The sequence below is a fragment of the Pseudomonas sp. LB3P58 genome (assembly GCF_054897895.1).
In genome coordinates, this window is sequence record NZ_JBUBVE010000001.1 from 5,755,908 (window position 1) to 5,778,638 (window position 22,731).

A 22,731-nucleotide genomic window follows, 5' to 3' on the forward strand; every position below is an offset into this window, starting at 1 on the left:
TGCCGGTTGATCAAAAATCAGATAGCAAAAAGCCGGGTTTCCCCGGCTTTTTGGCCCGTTCGACTTACTTGCGTTTCATCGACAGGAAGAACTCATCGTTGGTCTTGGTCGTTTTCAACTTGTCGACCAGGAACTCGATGGCAGCGATTTCGTCCATCGGGTGCAGCAGCTTGCGAAGGATCCACATGCGTTGCAACTCGTCGTCGGCTGTCAGCAACTCTTCGCGGCGGGTACCGGAACGGTTGATGTTGATGGCCGGGAAGACGCGCTTTTCAGCGATACGACGATCCAGCGGCAGTTCCATGTTGCCCGTGCCTTTGAATTCCTCGTAGATCACTTCGTCCATCTTCGAGCCGGTTTCAACCAGCGCGGTGGCGATGATGGTCAGCGAACCGCCTTCTTCGATGTTCCGCGCGGCGCCGAAGAAACGTTTCGGTTTCTCCAGGGCGTGGGCATCGACACCACCGGTGAGCACTTTGCCGGAGCTCGGGATCACGGTGTTGTAGGCGCGAGCCAGACGGGTGATGGAGTCGAGCAGGATCACCACGTCCTTCTTGTGTTCGACCAGGCGCTTGGCCTTCTCGATCACCATTTCGGCAACCTGCACGTGGCGGGTTGGCGGCTCATCGAACGTCGAGGCAACCACTTCGCCGCGCACGGTGCGCTGCATTTCGGTCACTTCTTCCGGACGTTCGTCGATCAGCAATACGATCAGATGAACTTCAGGATTGTTACGTGCGATGTTGGCTGCGATGTTCTGCAGCATGATGGTTTTACCGGCTTTCGGCGGTGCAACGATCAGACCGCGCTGGCCTTTGCCGATCGGGGCGCACAGGTCGATGACACGACCGGTCAAGTCTTCGGTGGAACCGTTGCCGGCTTCCATCTTCATGCGCACGGTCGGGAACAGCGGGGTCAGGTTCTCGAAGAGAATCTTGTTTTTCGCGTTCTCGGGACGATCGTAGTTGATCGTGTCGACCTTGAGCAGCGCGAAATAACGCTCGCCTTCCTTTGGAGGACGGATCTTGCCAACGATGGTGTCACCGGTGCGCAAGTTGAAGCGACGGATCTGACTCGGCGAGACGTAGATATCGTCTGGGCCGGCGAGATAGGAAGCGTCAGCGGAGCGAAGGAAGCCGAAGCCGTCCTGGAGAATCTCCAGCACGCCATCACCGGAGATTTCCTCGCCGCTTTTAGCGTGCTTTTTGAGCAGGGAGAAAATCACGTCCTGCTTGCGCGAACGGGCCATATTTTCTATGCCCATCTGTTCGGCCAATTCGAGCAGTTCGGTAATCGGCTTTTGCTTGAGTTCAGTCAGATTCATATAGGAATGACGTAATCATTTATGGAGGGGGGGAAATTAAGCTTTTGGCTTAATGAGGCCGCGCCGCAGAGAAGGCGACAGGATCGCGTACTTATTCGAAAAGGAGTGCGTCGGCGACGGCTAGCAGGGGGCAGTGGAGAAACCAGTGCGGGGCCGAATGTACCACCTGAGTTTCGGAGCGTCTAGCCCTCAATAACGAAAAGGCCCCGCAATGTGCGGGGCCTTTTTGATGACACTTTAAACGACGCTTAGATGTTGGCGTCAAGGAAAGCAGCCAGTTGCGACTTCGACAGTGCGCCGACCTTGGTCGCTTCAACGTTGCCGTTCTTGAACAGCATCAGAGTCGGGATACCACGCACGCCGTGCTTGGCCGGGGTTTCCTGGTTTTCGTCGATGTTCAGTTTGGCAACGGTCAGCTTGCCTTTGTAGGTTTCAGCAATTTCGTCCAGAACAGGAGCGATCATTTTGCAAGGGCCGCACCATTCAGCCCAGTAGTCGACCAGTACAGCGCCTTCGGCCTTGAGGACGTCGACGTCGAAGCTAGCGTCGGTGACGTGTTTAATAAGATCGCTGCTCATGGAAGTCTCCAGGTTGTAAGCAAAAAAACGTGGCCCATCATAGCTGCCCTTCCTTCGTTCAGGAAGGTGCAGATGATTGAGTCTCGCTATGGTGCCGCATGAGTTTGGGTATAGCCCAAGTCACGAGGTGGCGGGAGCGACGAAGGCAATTCCTGTGCGCAGTGCTGCATTGCGCACATGCTCCTGCATGGCTTTCTGTGCCGCGCCGGACGCCCGCCGGGCCAGTGCGCGGAGGATTTTGCGGTGTTCCTGCCAGGTTTCCATGGCCCGCTCCGCCCGGATGAACGGTAGTTTCTGGCTCTCTAGAAAAATGTCGGCGCTGGCCGTCAGGATGCTCAGCATCGCCTGATTGCCGCTCGCCAGCAGGATGCGTCGATGAAACTCGAAATCCAGTCTCGCCGCGGCCTCGAAGTCGCCGGCCTTCAATTCGATGCGCATGGCGGCGACGTTATCTTCCAGTGTATCGAGCTCGTGAGTACTCAGGGTCACCGCCGCCAAACCGGCTGCAAAGCCTTCCAGGGCATAGCGCAACTGAAAGATGTCCAGCGGCGAGGCCTGGGCTGCGAACGGCCAACTCAGCCCCGCATCACCTCGCGGCAAATCAACCGGCGACTGCACGAACACGCCTTTGCCCGGCTGGATGCTGATCACCCCCAACGCACTCAATGACGACAACGCTTCGCGCAGCGACGCCCGACTGACCCCCAATTGCACCGCCAAATCCCGTTGCGAGGGCAAGGCATCCCCAGGCCCGAAGCCCTGTTCGGTGATCAGTTTACGGATGGCTTGCAGCGCCACTTCAGGTACGGCGCGAGAGATCGAGTTCATGGTTTTTCAGACGAACCAGGCCAATGAGCGGTTAGTTGTAAAGCTATTCGCGACGCCCGGCAAGTCGTGCCCCATGGGGGTTCGGAGACTTTCATGGATGCGCTATCGGGGTGCGAAACGCTGCCCAACTGTTCAGACCAGTAAGACCGAGCGACACCAGCAAAACCGTGGCCTTGCGCCCCCAAAACCCGATATTGGCACGGCCCGTGCTCTGTCGATCCGCAGAATTCACTTCTCGCCGATTCGGAGATTTGCCATGACCCAGCGTTACAGCGCCCTCCTCGCCGCCCTGTTTGCCAGCCTGATGCTGAGCCAGGCGCCCGCCCACGCCGACGGTCTGGAGGATGTGGTCAAGCGCGGCGTCCTCAAGGTTGCCGTGCCTCAGGACTTCCCGCCGTTCGGCTCGGTCGGCCCGGACATGAAACCGCGCGGTCTCGATATCGACACCGCCAAGCTGCTGGCCGACCAACTCAAGGTCAAACTCGAACTGACGCCGGTCAACAGCACCAACCGCATTCCGTTCCTGACCACCGGCAAGGTCGATCTGGTGATCTCCAGCCTCGGCAAGAACCCCGAGCGCGAGAAGGTCATCGACTTCTCCCGTGCCTACGCACCGTTCTACCTTGCCGTGTTCGGTCCGCCAGACGCCAGTATCAAAGGCCTGGACGACCTCAAGGGCAAAACCATCAGCGTCACCCGTGGTGCCATCGAAGACATCGAGCTGACCAAAGTCGCGCCCGAAGGCGTGACCATCAAGCGCTTCGAAGACAACAACTCGACCATCGCCGCTTACCTCGCCGGGCAAGTCGATCTGATCGCCAGCGGCAACGTGGTGATGGTGACCATCAGCGAGCGCAACCCGAAACGCATTCCGGCGCTGAAAGTGAAGCTCAAGGATTCGCCGGTCTACGTCGGCGTGAACAAAAACGAGCCGGCGCTGCTGGACAAGGTCAATCAGATCCTCGCCACCGCCAAGACCGACGGCGCGCTGGAGAAGAACTCCCAGACCTGGCTCAAAGAGCCGCTGCCAGCCGATCTCTGATCGTCGTTGCGGAGACTGAACATGGCTTATCAGTTCGATTTCATACCGGTGGTGCAAAACACCGACCTGCTGCTGCGCGGTGCGCTGTTCACCCTTGAACTGACGGCCATCGGCGCAGTGCTCGGGGTAGGTCTGGGCATCGTCGGGGCGCTGGTGCGAGCGTGGAACATCCGTCCGTTCGCCGGCATTTTTGGGGTCTACGTCGAGTTGATCCGCAACACGCCGTTTCTGGTGCAGTTGTTTTTCATCTTCTTCGGCCTGCCGTCACTGGGTGTGCAGATTTCGGAATGGCAGGCCGCGGTGCTGGCGATGGTGATCAACCTCGGCGCCTATTCCACCGAGATCATCCGCGCCGGCATTCAAGCAATCCCTCGAGGACAGCTGGAAGCCGCCGCCGCGTTGGCGATGACCCGTTTCGAAGCCTTTCGCCACGTGGTGCTGCTGCCGGCGCTGGGCAAGGTTTGGCCGGCATTGAGCAGCCAGATCATCATCGTGATGCTGGGTTCGGCAGTCTGCTCGCAGATCGCCACCGAAGAGCTGAGCTTCGCCGCCAATTTCATTCAGTCGCGCAACTTCCGCGCCTTTGAAACCTACGCCCTGACCACGCTGGTCTACCTGTGCATGGCGCTAATGATCCGCCAATTGCTGAACTGGATTGGTCGCCGCTACATAGCCCGGAGCAGCCAATGAGCGATTTCACCTTCTGGGACGTCGTACGCAACCTGCTCACCGGCCTGCAATGGACCCTGGCGCTGTCGCTGGTGGCGTTTATCGGTGGCGGACTGATCGGCTTGCTGATCATGGTCATGCGGATCTCGAAAAAATCCCTGCCGCGCAGCTTCGCCCGCACCTATATCGAACTGTTCCAGGGCACGCCGCTGTTGATGCAGCTGTTTCTGGTGTTCTTCGGTGTGGCGTTGGCGGGGGTTGAGATTTCGCCGTGGATGGCCGCCGCGATTGCCCTGACGCTGTTCACCAGCGCCTACCTGGCGGAGATCTGGCGTGGTTGCGTCGAATCGATTCCCAACGGCCAGTGGGAAGCCTCGTCGAGCCTGGCGCTCAATCCTCTGGAGCAACTGCGTTACGTGATCCTGCCGCAAGCCCTGCGGATCGCCGTGGCACCGACCGTGGGTTTCTCGGTGCAAGTGGTCAAAGGCACCGCCGTCACCTCGATCATCGGCTTCACCGAACTGACCAAGACCGGCGGCATGCTCGCCAACGCAACCTTCGAACCGTTCATGGTCTACGGCCTCGTGGCCCTCGGTTACTTCCTGCTCTGCTACCCCTTGTCCCTCAGTGCCCGCTACCTGGAAAGGAGACTGCATGCCTCTGCTTAGAATCTCGGCCCTGCATAAATATTACGGCGACCACCATGTACTCAAAGGCATCGACCTGAGTGTCGAGGAAGGCCAGGTCGTGGCGATCATCGGTCGCAGCGGCTCGGGCAAATCCACGTTGCTGCGCACCCTCAATGGTCTGGAATCGATCAACGACGGCGTGATCGAAGTCGACGGCGAATACCTCGATGCCGCCCGTGCCGATCTGCGCAGCTTGCGACAGAAAGTCGGGATGGTGTTTCAGCAGTTCAACCTGTTCCCGCACCTGACGGTCGGCGAGAACGTGATGCTCGCGCCGCAAGTGGTACAGAAAGTGCCGAAAGCCAAAGCGGCCGAACTGGCGCGGGAGATGTTGGAACGGGTCGGGCTAGGGGAAAAGTTCGATGCCTTTCCGGATCGATTGTCTGGCGGGCAGCAACAGCGGGTGGCGATTGCCCGGGCGCTGGCGATGTCGCCGAAGGTCTTGCTGTGCGATGAGATTACCTCGGCGCTGGACCCGGAATTGGTCAATGAAGTGCTGAGCGTGGTCCGGCAACTGGCCAAGGAAGGGATGACGTTGATTATGGTCACCCATGAGATGCGCTTTGCCCGGGAGGTTGGGGATAAGTTGGTGTTTATGCATCAGGGCAAGGTGCATGAGGTAGGGGATCCGAAGGTGTTGTTCGTGAATCCGCAAACGGCGGAGCTGGCGAATTTTATCGGGACAGTGGAAGCGGCGGGCTGAAAGCTCTTCAGCGCCGTAGAGACCGCCTTCGCGAGCAAGCCCGCTCCCACAGTTGACCGCGTTCTGCTGAGGGACTCGGTTAAATGTGGGAGCGGGCTTGCTCGCGAAGAGGCCATCAGCCGCGGCGCAGGTGCCCCGCAGTTAAAGATCGCAGCCTTCGGCAGCTTCTACGCGTTGGCGGCAGCGTTTGATCGTGGCACGATGTCGAGGTTATCGACCGAGACCCCCTGACCATGCCGCAATCCCAAGCCAAGAATCTGTCCCTGATCGCCGCAATCGATCTGGGCTCCAACAGCTTTCACATGGTCGTGGCCAAGGCCCAGAACGGCGAAATCCGTATTCTCGAACGACTCGGGGAGAAGGTTCAGCTGGCGGCCGGCATCGACGATGAGCGTCAGCTCAGTGAAGAATCCATGCAACGCGGGCTCGATTGCCTGAAGCGTTTCGCCCAACTGATCAGCGGTATGCCAACCGGCGCCGTGCGGATCGTCGGCACCAACGCCTTGCGTGAAGCCCGTAACCGTGGCGAATTTATCCGCCGCGCTGAAGAAATTCTCGGCCACCCGGTGGAAGTCATCTCCGGCCGTGAAGAAGCGCGCCTGATCTACCTCGGCGTTTCCCACACCCTCGCCGACACCCCGGGCAAACGCCTGGTGGCCGACATCGGCGGCGGCAGTACCGAATTCATCATTGGCCAGCGCTTCGAACCGCTGCTGCGCGAAAGCCTGCAAATGGGCTGCGTCAGCTACACCCAGCGCTATTTCAAGGACGGCAAGATCACCCCGGCCCGCTACGCCCAGGCGTACACGGCGGCGCGGCTGGAGATCATGAGCATCGAACACGCCCTGCACCGCCTGACCTGGGATGAAGCCATCGGCTCCTCGGGCACCATTCGCGCCATCGGCCTGGCGCTGAAAGCCGGTGGTCATGGCACGGGCGAAGTCAACGCCCAAGGCCTGGCCTGGCTCAAGCGCAAGCTGATCAAACTTGGCGACGTCGAGAAGATTGACTTCGAAGGCATCAAGCCTGACCGCCGGGCGATTTTCCCGGCGGGTCTGGCGATCCTCGAAGCGATCTTCGACTCCCTCGAGCTGCAACGCATGGACCACTGTGAAGGCGCCCTGCGTGAAGGCGTGCTCTATGATCTGTTGGGCCGTCATCATCACGAAGACGTCCGTGAGCGCACCCTCAGCTCGTTGATGGAGCGTTATCACGTCGATCTGGAACAAGCGGCGCGGGTAGAGCGCAAGGCGTTGCATGCCTTCGATCAAGTCGCCGAAGATTGGGATCTGGATGACGGCGTCTGGCGCGAACTGCTGGGCTGGGCGGCCAAGGTCCATGAAGTGGGCCTGGACATCGCGCACTATCAGTACCACAAGCACGGTTCCTACCTGATCGAGCACTCGGACCTGGCCGGGTTCTCCCGCGAAGACCAGCTGATGCTCGCGCTGCTGGTACGTGGGCACCGCCGTAATATTCCCCGGGACAGGTTTGCCGATTTTGGCGACGAAGGCATCAAGCTGATTCGCCTGTGCGTGCTGCTGCGCTTTGCGATTCTGTTTCATCACATCCGCGGCACCCAGGAAATGCCTCAGGTCGTGCTACAGGCCAATGGCGACAGCCTGGATGTGTTGTTCCCGGAAAACTGGCTGGACGAAAACCAGCTGACCCAGGCCGACTTCGGCCTGGAGGCGGAATGGCTGACCCGCGTCGGCTTCGTGCTTAACGTTCGCTGAAATTGAAAAAGGCCTTCTTCGGAAGGCCTTTTTTATGTCCGCGATTCAGCAGACGACGCAGCTCCCACAGGTTTTGCGCGTTAACGAACGGCCAGAATCGGGCTGCCCAAACGTTCCAGCAGTGTTGCCTGCGCGCTACGCGGGTTCTGGTTGCCGGTCGGCGTGTTGCGGATGTAACGACCGTCCGCCTGCAAGCTCCAGCTGTGGGTGTTATCGGTGAGATAAAGCTCCAGCTCTTTCTTGACCCGCAAGATCAGCTTCTTGCCCTCGACCGGGAAGCAAGTCTCGACGCGTTTGTCGAGGTTGCGCTCCATCCAGTCGGCGCTGGACAGGAACATCTGCTCTTCGCCGCCATTGAGGAAGTAGAAGACCCGGGTGTGCTCCAGGAAGCGCCCGATGATCGAGCGTACGTGGATGTTGTGCGAAACCCCGGCAATGCCCGGACGCAGGCAGCACATGCCGCGCACCACCAGATCGATACGCACCCCGGACTGACTGGCCTTGTACAGCGCGCGGATGATCTTCGGATCGGTCAGCGAGTTGAACTTGGCGATGATGTGCGCCGGTTTGCCGTCGAGGGCGAACTGGGTTTCGCGGGCAATCATGTCGAGCATGCCCTTCTTCAGCGTGAACGGCGCGTGCAGCAGCTTCTTCATGCGCAGGGTCTTACCCATGCCGATCAGCTGGCTGAACAGTTTGCCGACGTCTTCGCACAAGGCGTCATCCGAGGTCAGCAAGCTGTAGTCGGTGTACAGACGGGCGTTGGCCGCGTGGTAGTTGCCGGTCCCCAAGTGGGCGTAACGGACAATCTCGCCGGCCTCGCGACGCAAGATCAGCATCATCTTGGCGTGGGTCTTGAAGCCGACCACGCCGTAAATCACCACCGCACCGGCCGCTTGCAGACGGCTGGCCAGTTGCAGGTTGGACTCTTCGTCGAACCGCGCACGCAACTCGATCACCGCAGTGACTTCCTTGCCGTTACGCGCCGCATCGACCAGCGCATCGACGATTTCCGAGTTGGCGCCGGAGCGGTACAGGGTCTGACGGACCGCCAATACATGCGGGTCCTTGGCAGCCTGGCGCAGCAGGTCTACCACCGGGGTGAATGACTCGAACGGGTGCAGCAACAGGATGTCCTGCTTGCTGATCACGCTGAAAATGTTCTCGCTGTTCTGCAGCAGTTTCGGGATCTGCGGGGTGAACGGCGTGTATTGCAGCGCTCGCTGGCTGTCCAGACCGGTGATGCTGAACAGGCGAGTCAGGTTGACCGGACCGTTGACCTGATACAGCTCGGTCTCGTGCAGGTTGAACTGCTTGAGCAAGTAGTCGGACAGGTGTTTCGGGCACGTGTCGGCGACTTCCAGGCGCACCGCGTCACCGTAGCGACGGGAGAACAACTCGCCGCGCAGGGCGCGGGCCAGGTCTTCTACATCTTCGGTGTCGACGGCGAGGTCGGCGTTTCGGGTCAGACGGAACTGGTAGCAGCCCTTGACCTTCATGCCCTGGAACAGGTCATCGGCGTGCGCGTGGATCATCGACGACAGGAACACGTAGTTGTCGCCCGAGCCGCCCACTTCTTCCGGCAACTTGATGACCCGCGGCAGCAGACGTGGCGCCGGGATGATCGCCAGACCGGAATCGCGGCCGAAGGCATCGATACCTTCGAGCTCGACGATGAAGTTCAGGCTCTTGTTCACCAGCAACGGGAACGGGTGCGTCGGATCGAGGCCGATCGGGGTAATGATCGGCGCGATCTCGTCGCGGAAATAGCGACGCACCCAGGTTTTGATCTTGGTGGTCCAGTGACGCCGGCGGATGAAGCGGACCTGATGCTTTTCCAGTTCCGGCAACAGGATGTCGTTGAGGATCGCGTACTGACGGTCGACGTGACCGTGTACCAGTTCGCTGATGCGGGCCAGGGCCTGGTGCGGTTGCAGGCCATCGGCGCCGGCCTGTTCACGGGCGAAGGTGATCTGCTTCTTCAGGCCGGCCACGCGAATCTCGAAGAACTCGTCCAGGTTGCTGGAGAAGATCAGCAGAAACTTCAGCCGCTCCAGCAACGGGTAGGACTCATCCAGCGCCTGCTCCAGCACGCGGATGTTGAACTGCAGTTGCGAGAGCTCGCGATGGATGTACAGGCTGCTGTCATCCAGGCCGGGAATGGCAATCGCTGGCGCCGCTATTGCGGGCTCGGCCACCGCCGCGGGAGGAGCAGGCTCCAGTTCCGGCGGGGTTTCGGCGATTTGCTCCACCACAGGTTGAGCGTCTTTTACGGCAACTTCAGTGAGTACTTCGGTATTCATCGAATGTTCCTGGGAGGGCTATTTTTGCTCTCGTAACAATTGAGCAGCGCGGACGGCAAAGTAAGTCAGGATGCCATCAGCGCCTGCACGTTTAAAAGCGGTCAGGGATTCGAGGATAACCCCTTCGCTCAACCAGCCATTCTGGATCGCCGCCATGTGCATGGCATATTCACCGCTGACCTGATAAACAAAGGTCGGCACTTTAAATTCTTCTTTGACCCGGTAGAGGATGTCCAGATACGGCATGCCTGGCTTGACCATGACCATGTCCGCGCCTTCTGACAAGTCCGCCGCCACTTCGTGCAGGGCTTCGTTGCTGTTGGCCGGGTCCATCTGATAGGAGGCCTTGTTGGCCTTGCCCAGGTTCAGCGCCGAACCGACCGCATCGCGGAACGGGCCGTAATAGGCGCTGGCGTACTTCGCCGAGTAGGCCATGATCCGCACGTTGACGTGATCGGCCAGTTCCAGCGCTTCGCGGATCGCCTGGATGCGACCGTCCATCATGTCCGACGGGGCCACCACCTGAGCGCCGGCTTCGGCGTGGGACAGCGCCTGCTTGACCAGTGCGTCGACGGTGATGTCGTTCTGCACGTAGCCTTCTTCGTCGAGGATACCGTCCTGACCATGGGTGGTGAACGGGTCCAGGGCAACGTCGGTGATCACACCCAGCTCAGGGAATTGCGCCCGCAATGCGCGAGTGGCGCGCTGGGCAATCCCGTTCGGGTTCCAGGCTTCGGCGGCGTCCAGAGACTTGAGCTCCGGCGGCGTCACCGGGAACAGCGCCAGCGCCGGAATCCCCAGCTCGACCCACTTGGCCGCTTCTTCAAGCAACAGATCGATGGTCAGGCGCTCGACGCCTGGCATCGACGCCACCGCTTCGCGACGGTTTTCACCGTCCAGCACGAACACCGGCAGGATCAGATCGTCGACGGTCAGAACGTTTTCACGGACCAGTCGACGCGAAAAATCATCACGGCGATTGCGACGCAGGCGGGTTGCTGGAAACAGACGGTTGGCGGGGGTAAAGCTCACGGCAGACTCCTGAGCCCGCGCTGGCGGGCGAGCGTGACAGTTATAAGCGGCCATTATGACGAAGGTATTACAGTTGTGTGCACCCCTGTGACAGGTAGTCGCATTCCATTGTCCTTGTAGGAAATGTTCACGTCGAGACACATTTGGACACTTTCATGAATGTTCCCGAAGGGTTAGGCTGCGCGTTCATTTCGCCAGCATCCAGACAATGCTCCAACAATTTCTTCAGGAATTCGGCTACTTCGCCCTCTTTCTCGGCACGTTTTTCGAAGGCGAAACCATTCTGGTGCTCGCAGGCTTCCTCGCGTTCCGCGGATACATGGACCTCAAAGTGGTCATGATCGTGGCGTTCCTCGGCAGTTATGCCGGCGATCAGCTGTGGTATTTCCTGGGGCGCAAGCACGGCCGCAAGTTGCTGGCGCGCAAACCGCGCTGGCAGATGATGGGCGATCGGGCGCTGGAACATATCCGCAAGCACCCGGACATCTGGGTGTTGAGCTTCCGGTTTGTCTATGGCCTGCGCACGGTGATGCCGGTGGCGATCGGCTTGTCGGGCTATCCGCCGGGACGTTATCTGCTGCTCAACGGGATTGGTGCCGCGATCTGGGCCGCTGCGCTGGCTGCCGCTGCCTATCACTTCGGCGCGGTGCTCGAAGGCCTGCTCGGCAGCGTCAAGAAGTACGAGCTGTGGGTGCTCGGCGCCCTGCTGATACTGGGCTTTTGCCTATGGTTGCGCCGTCGCCTCAAGAACGCCCGTCTGGCGAAGAAGATCTACGCCGACGAGCAGGCTGAACGGGCCAAATCTGTCGAGACTAAGACGCCAGTCGAGTGAAACGGTTTCTGCAACAGTAGAGACCGATACCACTGAGCAGGCTGTAACTCAGCAGGCCGACCCAGCCTGCCGCGCTGGCCGGCCACAGCCCAACGACCGGTGCCAGCCACACCAGCGGCACGTTCGACGCCAGGCGCAGCAGTTCCAGCTTCAGCGCCCACGGGCGATTCTCCAGGGCCACGCCCAACGTAAACAAACCCAGTGCCACGGCACTCCAGCCGAGTACCAGCGCGGCGGTTGGCAAACTCTGCTCCAGGTTCATCAAGTAGCTGCCCAGCGCGATGTAGACGCAGAACTGCAACACGACGTAAAGCTGCTGACGCCCGTCCAGCGCTACCTCGAATTTACGGAACTGACTCAGGTCTGGCTTGTTCATCGGGTACTTGGCCGCCACGTCCGCCGGCCGCCAGCCGGTGCGCATGAACCAGATGCGCAGCTTGTCCCATTTGCTTTGTGCACGCCGCGCGTCATCCCACAGCTGCGCGTAGAACTGCACGTTCGCCCACAACGGATTCCAGCTCGCCAGCGGCGTGGTCACGCCGAAAATCACCGGTTCGTTGTCGTCTTCTTCCTGGAACGAGCCGAATAGACGGTCCCAAATAATGAACACCCCGCCGTAGTTGCGATCCATGTAGAGAGCGTTCTGTGCATGGTGAGCCCGATGATTGGACGGCGTGACGAAGAACCACTCGAACCAGCCGAGCTTGGGAATGTGTTTGGTATGCACCCAGAATTGGTACAGCAAGTTCAGCGAGGCGACGCTGATGAACACCAGCAGCGGCACGCCGAGCACGGCCATCGGCAGGTAGAAGATCCAGCTCAACAGGAAGCCGGTACTGGTCTGGCGTAGCGCCGTGGACAGGTTGTAATCCTCGCTCTGGTGATGCACCGAATGCGCCGCCCAGAGGATGTTGCGTTCGTGGCCCATGCGATGCAGCCAGTAGTAGCAGAAGTCGTAGAGCACAAAGGCGAAAACCCAGACCCAAACGCTGTCAGCCGAGAGTTCGAACAGCGCCAGGTGCTTGAGGGCAAACGCATACGTCACCAGGCCGACGCCTTTGGTCAACAGGCCGGTGGTGGTCGACAGCACGCCGGTGCTCATGCTGTTGATCACGTCAGCCACGCGATAATTGCTCACTCCGCGCCAACGGTCAGCCAGCAGTTCGACGGCAATCAACACAAAGAAAAACGGCACCGCATACAGAATGAAGTCCATGACGCGCCCTGATCGGAATCTTGAGGACAGATCCTAGGTGTAGCCGCGAATTAACCCTATGGCAACGAGTGACAAATTAGTGGACATTTAACGCCATGAATCTGGAGAAAAGCCCATGAGCAAAAAAATTGCAGTGATCCTATCCGGCTGTGGCGTGTACGACGGCGCCGAGATCCACGAAAGCGTGATCACCCTGCTGCGTCTGGACCAGCGGGGTGCTCAGGTGCAGTGTTTCGCACCGAACATCGCGCAGCTGCACGTGATCAATCACCTGACCGGCGAAGAAATGCCCGAGTCGCGCAACGTACTGGTGGAGTCGGCGCGGATCGCCCGAGGCAACATCAAGGATATCCGCGAAGCGGACGTGGAAGACTTCGATGCGCTGATCGTTCCAGGCGGTTTCGGGGCGGCCAAGAACCTGTCGAACTTCGCCGTCGAAGGCGCCGGCTGCACCGTACAACCGGAAGTCCTGGCGCTGGCTGAAGCCTTTGCCGAGGCCGGCAAACCAGTCGGGCTGATCTGCATCTCGCCGGCGCTCGCGGCGAAGATCTATGGACCGGGCGTGACCTGCACCATCGGCAACGACGCCGATACTGCCGCCGCCATGAACAAGATGGGCGCTACCCACGCAGACTGCGCGGTAACTGACATCGTTGAAGACAAAGCACGCAAACTGGTCAGCACCCCGGCGTACATGCTGGCGCAATCGATCAGCGAAGCGGCGTCAGGTATCAACAAACTGGTCGACCGCGTCCTCGAACTCACCCACGAAAACGACGCCTGACACTGTTCAAATGTGGGAGCGAGCTTGCTCGCGATAGCGGTCTGACCGTCGACATCAATGTTGAATGTGCCGACCCCATCGCGAGCAGGCTCGCTCCCACAGGGATCACCGTCATGCTTAAGACTTGCGGGAAAGCCGCGTGAGGATCCGGTCCAGCGCATTGGCAAACGCCTGCTTCTCACGCTCGCCAAACGGCGCTGGGCCACCGCTCATCTGCCCCTGTTCACGCAAGTCGGTAAACAGGTTACGCACCGCCAACCGATCGCCCATGTTCTGCGCATCGAACTCTTTGCCCCGTGGATCCAGCGCCGCAACGCCCTTTTTCACCAGACGGTCGGCCAGCGGCACATCGCTGCAGATCACCAATTCGCCGGGGACCGCGTATTCCACCAGGTAGTCGTCGGCGGCATCCGGACCGCTTGGCACCACGATCAACTTCACCAGGGCCAAACCCGGTTTGATCTGCGGCTGACCGGCCACCAGCACCACTTCGAACTGGCGCTTGAGGGCGAACTTCACCACCAGATCCTTGGCCGCCCGAGGGCAGGCGTCGGCATCGATCCACACACGCATGTTTTTACCTCTTGAGGATCACTCGATTCAGGAAACCGGCACCCGCCGCTTCTCAGCCAGCCGACTACGGCTATACAGCACGATGATCGCGATAATCGCCACCGCCTGCGCACTCAGCGAATACGCATCAGCGTGGATCCCCAGCCAGTCGAAGTCAAAGAACGGCACCGGCCGGGTGCCGAAAATCCCGGCTTCCTGCAACGCCTTCACGCCGTGCCCGGCAAACACCACCGACAACGCGCACAACAGACCGGCGTTGATACTGAAAAACAACGACAGCGGCAGCTTCGCCGAGCCACGCAGAATCACCCAAGCCAGACCGACCAACACCACCAACGCCGTCGCACCGCCAGCGAGCACCGCGTTATGGCCCGCCGGACCTGCCTGCAGCCACAAGGTCTCGTAGAACAGAATCACTTCAAACAGCTCGCGATACACCGAGAAGAACGCCAACGTCGCAAACCCGAAACGCCCGCCGCCGCCCACCAGGTTGCTCTTGATGTAATCCTGCCAGGCCGCCGCGTGACGACGATCGTGCATCCACACGCCGAGCCAAAGCACCATGACGGCGGCAAACAACGCCGTCGCACCTTCCAGCAATTCGCGCTGCGAACCGCTGACATCGATCACGTACGCCGCCAGCGCCCAAGTCCCGAGACCGGCCAGCAACGCCAGACCCCAGCCGACGTTGACACTGCGCACCGCCGATTGCTGGCCGGTATTGCGCAGGAACGCGAGAATCGCCGCGAGCACCAGAATCGCTTCCAGACCTTCGCGCAACAGAATCAACAAACCGGAGATGTAGCTCAGGGACCAACTCAAGCCATCGCTGCCCAGCAGACCGGCAGACGTCTTCAACTTGGTCTTGGCCGCATCCAGTCGTTCCTGAACCTGGGCCACCGGCAAACCGTCCTGCAACGACTGACGGTAAGCCATCAGCGATTTTTCAGTGTCTTTACGCACGTTGGCATCGACGTTATCCAGAGAACTTTCGACCAGTTCGAAACCCTCCAGATAAGCCGCCACCGACAGGTCATAAGCCTGATCGTGATCACCGGCACGGTAAGCGGCGATGCTCTTGTCCAGCGTTGCGGCAGTGTAGTCGAGCAACTGTGCCGGACCACGCTTGACCTGCAGCGGTTGCGCTCGCTGCGCACGGAAGGTCGCCGTCGCTTGCGACCCCTCGGCAACCTGCACTTCTGCGGGAGTCTGACGGGCCAGGTCGGCGATGTTGTAGGTCTTTTCGGATTTTGCAGCCGCCGGATCGGCGCTGAAGCTGGCGATGTAGGTCGCCAGGTCCCACCGCTGACGATCATCCAGCTGATCGGCGAAAGCCGGCATGTCGGTGCCTTCGACACCGAGGCCCAGGGTGCTGTAGATCGCGTAGAGGCTCAGGTGATCCAGCCGCGCCGCATCACGCAGATTGGACGGTGGCGGTGTCAGACCAACACCCGCCGGGCCATCCCCGGCACCCGCGTCGCCGTGGCACACCGAACAATGCTGAGCGTACAACGGCGCACCACGGGTCGGATCCGGCGTAATGATCGGCGCCTGGCTGACTTCATAGGTCACCGCCAGCTTGGCGCCGAGTTGCCGTGCCTGACGGCCGACGTCCGCGCCGTCCTGACGCGCAGTGATCGCGTTGCGCAGCGTGCTGACGCCCTGCTCCAGCCCGGCTTTTTCCGATTTGGCCGGCATCGCGGCGATCAAGCCTTGCAGCGCCTTGATGGAGTCCAGCTGCTGTTGGTATTCGGACTCATTAATGACCTTACCCGCTTGCACCGTTTCCGGGTAATCCGCACCGATGTAATCGAGCAAATGCAGCGCTTGCGGCGCGCCTTCCACGGTGTCGGCCAGCAGGTTGAAACTGCACAGGGCAAACAACGGCAACATCAGCCAGGCCAGGAAACGGGACGGGGCAGTCATGAATGAATCTCAATTGGTAATACGAAGTAACACATTGTTCACTTCCAATGACTTTCACTCAAGCTTTGTTCGCATGCGCTGCTGGTTCTGTGCGGTTCCGGACATGAAAAAGGCGACCTCGAGGGTCGCCTTTTTTGCACCTGAGTGTGTTTAAACCACGGCTTTACGCAATGTCGCCATGAACGCCGCCGCACCGATGAACAGCCCGGCAAAGGTGCGGTTCATGCGTCTCTGCTGCTTGGGCGTGCGCAACATCCGCAACACCTTCGATGCAAGCCCGGTGTAACCGGCCATGACGATCAGGTCGACGCAGATCATGGTCACACCGAGGATCAGGTACTGCGCCACCAGCGGTGCATGCGGATCAATGAATTGCGGCAGCACCGCGAGCATGAACACCAACGCCTTGGGGTTGCTGACGTTCACCAGGAAACCCCGGAACACCAGCGCCATCGGCTTGCCGATTTGCCGGACGGCCGCGTCGTCGCTCATGTCATGGGGCAGCGCGCGCCATTGCTTGACCGCCAGGTAAACCAGATAGGCCACGCCAAACCATTTGATCGCGTAGAAAGCGGAGGCCGACGCCGCGAGGATTGCACCAACACCGGCGGCGACAATCGCAATCTGTAACGCCAGACCCAGTTGCAGGCCCAGGGCGTTCCAATAACCGCGCCAGAAACCGTATCGCAGACCGCTGGACATCGACGCAATGGCGCCGGCACCGGGAGACAGACTGATCACCCAGCAGGCGGCAAAAAACGCCAGCCATGTTTGAAGCACCATCGCACACCTCGACTCAGACTCGTGACAGACGTCTAAGCTAATGCGGCTTTGGGCCGATGACTACCGATTTTTTGCAGGACAGAACAGCTGCCGACCAGCGTGATCGGCATTCAGGCTACTTTTCGAAACCGCTGGAAGGGAATACATCGCTGCCGCGCCAGCGTCGAACCGAGCGCTGGAAGAACAGGCTGTTGGGCACTTGCACCATGGCGCTGCCGGTGCCGAGTTCTTCAGCTTCGATCAGCGTGGTATAGAGCAGATTGATCGCCACCACCCGGCCTTTGACGCCGGGCTTGTCGGTGGTGTCCACCAATTCGACCACGTCGCCGAGGCGGAACGGGCCCACGGTGAAGATCAGGATTGCGCACAAGAGATTCGAGAGCACGCTCCACATGGCGAAGAACGCCACTGCCGCTACCGCGACAAACCCGGACAACGCGGTCCAGAGCACCGTCGCCGACACCCCGAGGCGCTCCAGCACGAAGATCAGCGCGCTGCCCATGATCAGCCAGCGCAGACCACCGCGCAGCGGCATCAGCAGCTGTGGTGGAAACGGGTAGCGCTCACCCAGGCGAGTCAGGCACTTAGCGACGAAGCGTTGAGCGAAGTAACCCGCCAACAGGATCAGCAGGATTTGCACGACGAACCAGATTGGCTCGCCCCACACAGCCGGCAGCGGCAGCGTGAAGGCTTCCATCAGGACAGCGCCTCCAGCTCCGCCTGCATGCTTTCAAGCAATTCCAGCGCTTCCATCCAGGCTTCTTCCAGCTCGGCTTCACGGACCTTCAGCTTGGCCTGTTCGGCCAGCAGATCACGCAAGTCGTTCTTGCGCGCGGGCTCGTAAATGTCGCTGTCGCCGAGGCTGGTATCGATCCTCGCCAGTTTCTCGTGCAGCTTGCCCAGCTCGGCTTCGAGCTTGTCAGCCTCACGCTTGTGCGGCGCCAGTTGCTGACGCAACGCGGCCGCCGCCTGGCGCTGGGCTTTCTTGTCGGTCTTGTCCGGATTGACCGGCGTATTGCTGACCGGGGCGTTGCGCTGGCGGTAGTCCACCAGCCAACGGGTGTAGTCTTCCAGGTCGCCGTCGAATTCCTCGACCTTGCCGTCCGCCACCAGATAAAAATTGTCGGTGGTGCTTTTGAGCAAATGGCGATCGTGGGAGACCACCAGTACCGCGCCGCTGAATTCCTGAAGGGCCATGGTCAGCGCGAGGCGCATTTCCAGGTCCAGGTGGTTGGTCGGTTCGTCGAGCAGCAGCAGGTTCGGCCGGCCCCAGGCGATCAACGCCAGCGCCAGACGAGCCTTTTCGCCACCGGAGAAGTTCAGCACCGGCTCATCGATTCGCGCGCCGCGGAAGTCGAAACCACCGAGGAAGTCGCGCAGCGTCTGCTCGCGCTCGGTCGGCGCCAGGCGCTGCATGTGCAGCAACGGGCTGGCTTTGGAGTCGAGTGAGTCCAGTTGATGCTGGGCGAAGTAGCCGACGACGGTGTTCTCGCCACGGGTCAGGCGGCCGGACAACGGCTCGAGTTCACCGGCAAGGTTTTTGATCAGGGTCGATTTACCGGCACCGTTCGGGCCCAGCAAACCGATCCGCGCACCGGGGGTCAGTTGCAGCTTGACCTTCTCCAGCACGGCCCGCTCGCCGTAACCCAGTCGGGCGTCGGAGAGGTCAATCAACGGGCTGGAGATTTTCACTGATTCGCGGAAAACGAAATCGAATGGCGAATCGACGTGGGCGGCGGACAGCTCTTCCATCCGCTCCAGCGCCTTGATCCGGCTCTGGGCCTGACGGGCCTTGGTGGCCTGGGCCTTGAAGCGGGCAATGTAGCTTTCCATGTGCGCACGTTGCGCCTGCTGCTTCTCGTAAGCCTGCTGTTGCTGGGCCAGACGTTCGGCACGGGCGCGTTCGAAGGCGCTGTAACCACCGCGATACAGGGTGATCTTGCGCTGATCGACGTGGGCCACGTGATCGACCACGGCATCGAGGAAGTCCCGGTCGTGGGAAATCAGCATCAAGGTGCCAGGGTAGCTTTTGAGCCATTCTTCGAGCCAGATGATGGCGTCGAGGTCCAAGTGGTTGGTCGGTTCGTCGAGCAACAACAAGTCCGAAGGGCACATCAAAGCCTGCGCCAGGTTCAGACGCATCCGCCAACCACCAGAGAAATCTCCTACCTGGCGATCCATCTGTTCATTGGTGAACCCAAGGCCGGCCAGCAGCTTTCGGGCCCGGGCATCGGCGGTGTAACCGTCGGCGCTGTCGAGTTCCGAGTGCAGGCGGGCCTGAGCGGTACCGTCATGGGCCGCTTCGGCTGCGGCGAGGTCGCGTTGCACCTCGCGCAGGCGCAGGTCGCCATCGAGCACATAGTCGACCGCCACCCGATCGAGGGTGTCGATCTCCTGGCGCATGTGGGCGATGCGCCAGTCCGCCGGCAGGAAGCAATCACCCGAGTCCGGGTGCAGGTCACCCAGAAGCAAGGCGAACAGGCTCGATTTGCCGGCGCCGTTGGCACCGATGAGGCCGGCTTTGTGGCCGGCGTGCAGGGTCAGCTCGGCGTCTTCTAGCAGACGTTGAGGGCCACGCTGTAAAGTCAGGTTCTGAAGTCGAATCATAATGGCGGCGGAGTCTACCAGCTTCGCTCGCAACTGGCGCGAGTAGCACTATGTCCTCTGACCTGTGGAGCTTTTCCCTTAGTACTTACGCCCGTCCCGGCGTTGAACCCGCCTGCCTGAAATTGCAGTCGGCGGGTATCAATGTGTGCTTGCTGCTCTGCGGGCTGTGGCTGGGAGAACGTGGCGTCGCCTGTAACGAACACCGATTGCAGCAACTGCGTAGCGTGGCCGAGCCGTGGGACGCAGACGTGGTGCGCCCGCTGCGAGCCTTGCGGGTGAATTGGAAAGTCGCCGCCGCCGACGATAGCGAACTGAATGCTTTGCGCGAGCAAGTGAAGGCACTCGAACTGGAAGCCGAGCGACATCTGTTGGTGCGACTGGAACGATCGGCACTGAGTTGGCCGCAGGGTGAGGCGACCGATCTATCGGCCTGGCTGGAAGGTGTAACGGCAGGCGCCGCCCACCTGGACCGCGACGCGCTGCATCAGCTGCGCGTCGCGGTAAGCAGCACTTAAGAAGCGCTGGTTGGGGTGGTTGCTGCGATCGATGCGGCGGCCGGCGTTGGCGCTGGCGTGGCTGTCGAGGTGGCTGCTGCTAAAGCAGACGTTGCTGCCGGAGCCGGGTTGGCTGGCCTGGCAACTGGCGCGGCGGCCGGCTTGGCGGCAACCGGTTTTTTCACTGCTGGTTTTGCAGCTGGCTTGGCTGCTGGTTTCGCTGCGGCAGGTTTTGCAGCAGCAGTTTTGGCAGCCGGTTTGGCTACAGCTTTTACAGCTGGTTTTGCAGCAGTTTTAGTAGCGACTGATTTCGCGGCAGGCTTGGCAGCAGGTTTCGCAGCGGCAGTTCTAGCCACTGGTTTTGCGGCCGGTTTGGCAGCTGCTTTCGCCGCTGCAGTTTTCGCCACCGCCGGTTTAGCAGCAGCGGTTCTTGCAGTCGGTTTAGCGGCAGCTGTTTTGGCAGCGGCTGGCTTGGCGGCAGGTTTTGCTGCGGCTGTTTTAGCAGCCGGTTTTGCAGCCGGTTTTGCAGCGCTAGCAGCGACTGGTTTTTTTGCCGCAGGTTTAGCGGCAGGTTTTGCTGCGGCTTTCACCGGTGCTTTGGCGGCCGGTTTGGTGGCAGGCTTGACGGGTGCTTTTGCAGCAGCCGGTTTGGCAGCGGCTTTCTTGGCAGGAGCCGCAGCAGGCTTGGCCGAACGCAGGGACAACGCCTTGCCGACAGCCTCTTGTACACGACCGACGCCCTGGGCCAGTTTCAGGCTTTCTTGAGCATCGCGCTTGAGTTGCAGAATGTAGCTGCGAGTTTCGGATTGACGATCCTTGAGGGCATCGAGCAGGTCCTCAAGCTCCTTCACCGCGCCCTTGGCTTTGGCTTGTGCCTTGGCCTTGCCGGCCGCCGCAGCGTCCTGCAATTTGGTACGGGAGTTGTGCAGTTTTTCTTGCGCTTTTCCGCGTTGCTTTTCGAGTTTGGCGAGCAGTTTTTCAGCATCAGCCAAGGCTTGGGAACAAGCGTTTTCCAGATGCTCGAGCAAGCTGCCCGAGAGTTGTTGGAGTAAGTGCAACGGAGTATTTACAGGCTTCTTGGTGGCCGACATGGTTTACCTCCTGGCTGACGTGGGTGCGGCTCATACTAGACCTCTGCTGCTACCGCCGCTAGGGCATGTTGACAGTATCCAAAGCGCTGCGTTGCAACGGATTGAAATTCTTCTGCGCCTGCGCAAAACCAGTTCACCGTAGAGCACATTCACACTGGCATAATCCCCCGCATCTCAGGTCGGAGAGTGCCCATGTCGCGCTACCTTTTTTTATCACTGTGCGTGTTTTTTTCCGTGGCCCAGGCCGCCGAAAAAACCAAAGAAAATGACACTCATGATCTCTCTTACAGCCTGGGCGCAAGCCTCGGCGAACGCCTGCGCCAGGAGGTTCCCGATCTGCAACTTCAGGCGCTGATCGAAGGCTTGCAACAAGCCTATCAAGGCAAACCCCTGGCGCTGAAAGATGAGCAGATCGAACAGATTCTTGCCGAGCACGAAGCCCAGGTCGCCTTGCAACCGAGCACGCCGCAAAGTGAAATCGCCCTCGAAAAAGAGCAGGCTTTTCTCGCCAAGGAAAAAGCCAGACCGGGCGTTCGTGAGCTGGCCGATGGAATATTGCTAACGGAGTTGACGCCAGGCACTGGTGCCAAAGCTGGCCCCAACGGCAAAGTCCAGGTGCTGTATATCGGTCGCCTTCCCGACGGCACGGTGTTCGATCAGAACAGTCAGCCGCAGTGGTTCAGTCTCGACAGCGTGATCAGCGGATGGCGCAGCGCGTTGCAGCAAATGCCGGTCGGTGCGAAATGGCGTCTGGTGATTCCATCGGCCGAAGCCTATGGCGCCGAGGGTGCTGGCGACCTGATTGCGCCGTTCACACCGCTGGTATTCGAAGTCGAATTGCGCGGTGCCACAAGCTGAATACCGGAAACGAAAAACGGCGCGCATAGCGCACCGTTTTTGGAGGTCTTGCAGGAAGGAGGTTCAAGCCTGAACCGAATCCTCTTCCTTGTGAGCGGTGTGCAGCACTTCGATCAGGCAGTCTTCCAGTTCGAAGCGTTCGTGCAACAGGCCACCCAGCTCTTTGAATTTCTCTGCCACGCATTGACCTGCATCACACAGGTCATTGAACGCTAGCAGCTTCTCGGTGATGACATCGATACGAGGGTAGATGGTCTCGGCCAACTCGAGCCCGCGAGTATCACCAAACGCTTTGGCTTCGCCGGTCAGCTGTTCGTAGATCTCGAAGTGCCCGGCAGACACGTAATCGACCAGCACGCCGCAGAATTCCTGCAACGGCTTGCGGTTCTCACCCAGCGCCTCAGGCTTGGCGCCGAGAGCATCATAGGCCCGAACCAGTTCGTGACGCTCCTGCAACCAGCGATCGATCAGCAGATGCACTCCACCCCAACGTTCCTGAGCATTCTGACAACTTTCGAGCATGGTGATCTCTCTTCCCTTGTGGGTCATGCTGCCCTACACCCGTCGCCACACTTGAAGGTCAAGTATCGGCCAGGCAGAGCGTCATTCGAGCAACATAATTCCAATGACACGTGCGGGCCAGATTATGCCCGCGCGACAATG

General features: G+C 60.2%; 22 protein-coding genes. 9 read left to right on the forward strand and 13 right to left on the reverse strand.

The window, feature by feature from the left end; translation table 11 throughout:
* Nucleotides 1-64: 64 nt before the first annotated feature.
* The 3 genes from rho to ACYZTZ_RS26885 form a co-directional block, all read right to left on the reverse strand.
* Nucleotides 65-1,324, reverse strand: coding sequence for a transcription termination factor Rho (gene rho / locus ACYZTZ_RS26875; RefSeq protein WP_007942421.1), 1,260 nt, complete (start codon nt 1,322-1,324; stop codon nt 65-67).
* Nucleotides 1,325-1,572: 248 nt separating this feature from the next.
* Complete coding sequence (gene trxA / locus ACYZTZ_RS26880) at nt 1,573-1,902, reverse strand: thioredoxin TrxA (RefSeq protein ID WP_008150340.1); 330 nt, start codon at nt 1,900-1,902, stop codon at nt 1,573-1,575.
* 120 nt (nt 1,903-2,022) lie between these two features.
* Nucleotides 2,023-2,730 (reverse strand): FadR/GntR family transcriptional regulator, encoded by a 708-nt coding sequence (locus tag ACYZTZ_RS26885; RefSeq protein ID WP_462000177.1) that lies wholly within the window; start codon nt 2,728-2,730, stop codon nt 2,023-2,025.
* Between the two features lie 256 nt (nt 2,731-2,986).
* Between ACYZTZ_RS26885 and ACYZTZ_RS26890 the strand changes: the two genes are divergently transcribed.
* The 5 genes from ACYZTZ_RS26890 (at nt 2,987) to ppx (ending at nt 7,569) form a co-directional block, all read left to right on the forward strand.
* Complete coding sequence (locus ACYZTZ_RS26890) at nt 2,987-3,772, forward strand: transporter substrate-binding domain-containing protein (protein ID WP_462000178.1); 786 nt, start codon at nt 2,987-2,989, stop codon at nt 3,770-3,772.
* A gap of 21 nt (nt 3,773-3,793) precedes the next feature.
* A complete protein-coding gene (locus ACYZTZ_RS26895) occupies nt 3,794-4,462 on the forward strand; it encodes an amino acid ABC transporter permease (protein ID WP_046045116.1) in 669 nt (222 codons plus the stop codon).
* Nucleotides 4,459-5,109: an amino acid ABC transporter permease gene (locus ACYZTZ_RS26900; protein WP_033060645.1), complete on the forward strand. Its 651-nt coding sequence runs from the start codon at nt 4,459-4,461 to the stop codon at nt 5,107-5,109. The genes ACYZTZ_RS26895 and ACYZTZ_RS26900 overlap by 4 nt, the downstream gene beginning before the upstream one ends.
* On the forward strand, nt 5,096-5,833 hold the full coding sequence (locus tag ACYZTZ_RS26905; RefSeq protein WP_046045115.1) for an amino acid ABC transporter ATP-binding protein: 738 nt from the start codon (nt 5,096-5,098) through the stop codon (nt 5,831-5,833). Before ACYZTZ_RS26900 ends, ACYZTZ_RS26905 begins: the two co-directional genes overlap by 14 nt.
* A 233-nt stretch (nt 5,834-6,066) precedes the next feature.
* Nucleotides 6,067-7,569: an exopolyphosphatase gene (gene ppx / locus ACYZTZ_RS26910; RefSeq protein WP_046045114.1), complete on the forward strand. Its 1,503-nt coding sequence runs from the start codon at nt 6,067-6,069 to the stop codon at nt 7,567-7,569.
* 80 nt (nt 7,570-7,649) lie between these two features.
* On the opposite strand, the gene ppk1 is transcribed toward ppx, so the two are convergent.
* Together ppk1 and hemB are read right to left on the reverse strand one after the other, a co-directional pair.
* Nucleotides 7,650-9,872: a polyphosphate kinase 1 gene (ppk1, locus tag ACYZTZ_RS26915; RefSeq protein ID WP_462000179.1), complete on the reverse strand. Its 2,223-nt coding sequence runs from the start codon at nt 9,870-9,872 to the stop codon at nt 7,650-7,652.
* Nucleotides 9,873-9,890: 18 nt separating this feature from the next.
* On the reverse strand, nt 9,891-10,904 hold the full coding sequence (gene hemB, locus ACYZTZ_RS26920; RefSeq protein WP_008150323.1) for a porphobilinogen synthase: 1,014 nt from the start codon (nt 10,902-10,904) through the stop codon (nt 9,891-9,893).
* Between the two features lie 208 nt (nt 10,905-11,112).
* On the opposite strand from hemB, the gene ACYZTZ_RS26925 reads away from it, so the two are divergent.
* Complete coding sequence (locus tag ACYZTZ_RS26925; RefSeq protein ID WP_056738769.1) at nt 11,113-11,736, forward strand: DedA family protein; 624 nt, start codon at nt 11,113-11,115, stop codon at nt 11,734-11,736.
* On the opposite strand, the gene ACYZTZ_RS26930 is transcribed toward ACYZTZ_RS26925, so the two are convergent.
* Entirely contained in the window at nt 11,717-12,952 is a 1,236-nt protein-coding gene (locus tag ACYZTZ_RS26930; RefSeq protein WP_462000180.1) for a sterol desaturase family protein, read from the reverse strand. The genes ACYZTZ_RS26925 and ACYZTZ_RS26930 overlap by 20 nt on opposite strands.
* Nucleotides 12,953-13,067: 115 nt before the next feature.
* Here ACYZTZ_RS26930 and elbB point away from each other — a divergent pair, with 115 nt between their 5' ends.
* Complete coding sequence (gene elbB / locus ACYZTZ_RS26935) at nt 13,068-13,736, forward strand: isoprenoid biosynthesis glyoxalase ElbB (protein ID WP_033060653.1); 669 nt, start codon at nt 13,068-13,070, stop codon at nt 13,734-13,736.
* A 117-nt stretch (nt 13,737-13,853) separates the two neighbouring features.
* Here the strand turns inward: elbB and ACYZTZ_RS26940 are convergent, their stop codons facing one another.
* The 5 genes from ACYZTZ_RS26940 to ACYZTZ_RS26960 all read right to left on the reverse strand — a co-directional run bounded on the left by ACYZTZ_RS26940 (nt 13,854) and on the right by ACYZTZ_RS26960 (nt 19,625).
* Nucleotides 13,854-14,309: a YaiI/YqxD family protein gene (locus tag ACYZTZ_RS26940; protein ID WP_084320266.1), complete on the reverse strand. Its 456-nt coding sequence runs from the start codon at nt 14,307-14,309 to the stop codon at nt 13,854-13,856.
* A 27-nt stretch (nt 14,310-14,336) separates the two neighbouring features.
* Nucleotides 14,337-16,235 (reverse strand): FTR1 family protein, encoded by a 1,899-nt coding sequence (locus ACYZTZ_RS26945; RefSeq protein WP_462000181.1) that lies wholly within the window; start codon nt 16,233-16,235, stop codon nt 14,337-14,339.
* A 150-nt stretch (nt 16,236-16,385) separates the two neighbouring features.
* Nucleotides 16,386-17,018 carry a LysE family transporter gene (locus ACYZTZ_RS26950; protein ID WP_462000182.1) on the reverse strand — a complete coding sequence of 211 codons (633 nt, stop codon included), beginning with the start codon at nt 17,016-17,018 and terminating at the stop codon, nt 16,386-16,388.
* 115 nt (nt 17,019-17,133) lie between these two features.
* Nucleotides 17,134-17,715 (reverse strand): mechanosensitive ion channel family protein, encoded by a 582-nt coding sequence (locus ACYZTZ_RS26955; RefSeq protein WP_046045103.1) that lies wholly within the window; start codon nt 17,713-17,715, stop codon nt 17,134-17,136.
* Nucleotides 17,715-19,625, reverse strand: coding sequence for an ATP-binding cassette domain-containing protein (locus ACYZTZ_RS26960; protein WP_462000183.1), 1,911 nt, complete (start codon nt 19,623-19,625; stop codon nt 17,715-17,717). The genes ACYZTZ_RS26955 and ACYZTZ_RS26960 overlap by 1 nt, the downstream gene beginning before the upstream one ends.
* Before the next feature lie 50 nt (nt 19,626-19,675).
* Here ACYZTZ_RS26960 and ACYZTZ_RS26965 point away from each other — a divergent pair, with 50 nt between their 5' ends.
* Entirely contained in the window at nt 19,676-20,140 is a 465-nt protein-coding gene (locus ACYZTZ_RS26965; RefSeq protein ID WP_462000184.1) for a TIGR02444 family protein, read from the forward strand.
* On the opposite strand, the gene ACYZTZ_RS26970 is transcribed toward ACYZTZ_RS26965, so the two are convergent.
* Nucleotides 20,137-21,210 carry an AlgP family protein gene (locus tag ACYZTZ_RS26970; RefSeq protein WP_462000185.1) on the reverse strand — a complete coding sequence of 358 codons (1,074 nt, stop codon included), beginning with the start codon at nt 21,208-21,210 and terminating at the stop codon, nt 20,137-20,139. The two genes, ACYZTZ_RS26965 and ACYZTZ_RS26970, sit on opposite strands and share 4 nt — an antisense overlap.
* A 192-nt stretch (nt 21,211-21,402) precedes the next feature.
* On the opposite strand from ACYZTZ_RS26970, the gene ACYZTZ_RS26975 reads away from it, so the two are divergent.
* The gene (locus tag ACYZTZ_RS26975; RefSeq protein WP_462000186.1) at nt 21,403-22,068 is read left to right on the forward strand and encodes an FKBP-type peptidyl-prolyl cis-trans isomerase; all 666 of its coding nucleotides are present in this window, start codon (nt 21,403-21,405) and stop codon (nt 22,066-22,068) included.
* A gap of 63 nt (nt 22,069-22,131) precedes the next feature.
* On the opposite strand, the gene ACYZTZ_RS26980 is transcribed toward ACYZTZ_RS26975, so the two are convergent.
* On the reverse strand, nt 22,132-22,590 hold the full coding sequence (locus tag ACYZTZ_RS26980) for an Rsd/AlgQ family anti-sigma factor (protein WP_046045098.1): 459 nt from the start codon (nt 22,588-22,590) through the stop codon (nt 22,132-22,134).
* Nucleotides 22,591-22,731: the final 141 nt, after the last annotated feature.

Bases quoted from the DNA above. Each gene is read 5' to 3' on its own strand.
- rho (WP_007942421.1), bottom strand. From the start codon at position 1,324: ATGAATCTGACTGAACTCAAGCAAAAGCCGATTACCGAACTGCTCGAA.
- trxA (WP_008150340.1), bottom strand. From the start codon at position 1,902: ATGAGCAGCGATCTTATTAAACACGTCACCGACGCTAGCTTCGACGTC.
- ACYZTZ_RS26885 (WP_462000177.1), bottom strand. From the start codon at position 2,730: ATGAACTCGATCTCTCGCGCCGTACCTGAAGTGGCGCTGCAAGCCATC.
- ACYZTZ_RS26890 (WP_462000178.1), top strand. From the start codon at position 2,987: ATGACCCAGCGTTACAGCGCCCTCCTCGCCGCCCTGTTTGCCAGCCTG.
- ACYZTZ_RS26895 (WP_046045116.1), top strand. From the start codon at position 3,794: ATGGCTTATCAGTTCGATTTCATACCGGTGGTGCAAAACACCGACCTG.
- ACYZTZ_RS26900 (WP_033060645.1), top strand. From the start codon at position 4,459: ATGAGCGATTTCACCTTCTGGGACGTCGTACGCAACCTGCTCACCGGC.
- ACYZTZ_RS26905 (WP_046045115.1), top strand. From the start codon at position 5,096: ATGCCTCTGCTTAGAATCTCGGCCCTGCATAAATATTACGGCGACCAC.
- ppx (WP_046045114.1), top strand. From the start codon at position 6,067: ATGCCGCAATCCCAAGCCAAGAATCTGTCCCTGATCGCCGCAATCGAT.
- ppk1 (WP_462000179.1), bottom strand. From the start codon at position 9,872: ATGAATACCGAAGTACTCACTGAAGTTGCCGTAAAAGACGCTCAACCT.
- ACYZTZ_RS26925 (WP_056738769.1), top strand. From the start codon at position 11,113: ATGCTCCAACAATTTCTTCAGGAATTCGGCTACTTCGCCCTCTTTCTC.
- ACYZTZ_RS26930 (WP_462000180.1), bottom strand. From the start codon at position 12,952: ATGGACTTCATTCTGTATGCGGTGCCGTTTTTCTTTGTGTTGATTGCC.
- elbB (WP_033060653.1), top strand. From the start codon at position 13,068: ATGAGCAAAAAAATTGCAGTGATCCTATCCGGCTGTGGCGTGTACGAC.
- ACYZTZ_RS26940 (WP_084320266.1), bottom strand. From the start codon at position 14,309: ATGCGTGTGTGGATCGATGCCGACGCCTGCCCTCGGGCGGCCAAGGAT.
- ACYZTZ_RS26945 (WP_462000181.1), bottom strand. From the start codon at position 16,235: ATGACTGCCCCGTCCCGTTTCCTGGCCTGGCTGATGTTGCCGTTGTTT.
- ACYZTZ_RS26950 (WP_462000182.1), bottom strand. From the start codon at position 17,018: ATGGTGCTTCAAACATGGCTGGCGTTTTTTGCCGCCTGCTGGGTGATC.
- ACYZTZ_RS26955 (WP_046045103.1), bottom strand. From the start codon at position 17,715: ATGGAAGCCTTCACGCTGCCGCTGCCGGCTGTGTGGGGCGAGCCAATC.
- ACYZTZ_RS26960 (WP_462000183.1), bottom strand. From the start codon at position 19,625: ATGATTCGACTTCAGAACCTGACTTTACAGCGTGGCCCTCAACGTCTG.
- ACYZTZ_RS26965 (WP_462000184.1), top strand. From the start codon at position 19,676: ATGTCCTCTGACCTGTGGAGCTTTTCCCTTAGTACTTACGCCCGTCCC.
- ACYZTZ_RS26970 (WP_462000185.1), bottom strand. From the start codon at position 21,210: ATGTCGGCCACCAAGAAGCCTGTAAATACTCCGTTGCACTTACTCCAA.
- ACYZTZ_RS26975 (WP_462000186.1), top strand. From the start codon at position 21,403: ATGTCGCGCTACCTTTTTTTATCACTGTGCGTGTTTTTTTCCGTGGCC.
- ACYZTZ_RS26980 (WP_046045098.1), bottom strand. From the start codon at position 22,590: ATGCTCGAAAGTTGTCAGAATGCTCAGGAACGTTGGGGTGGAGTGCAT.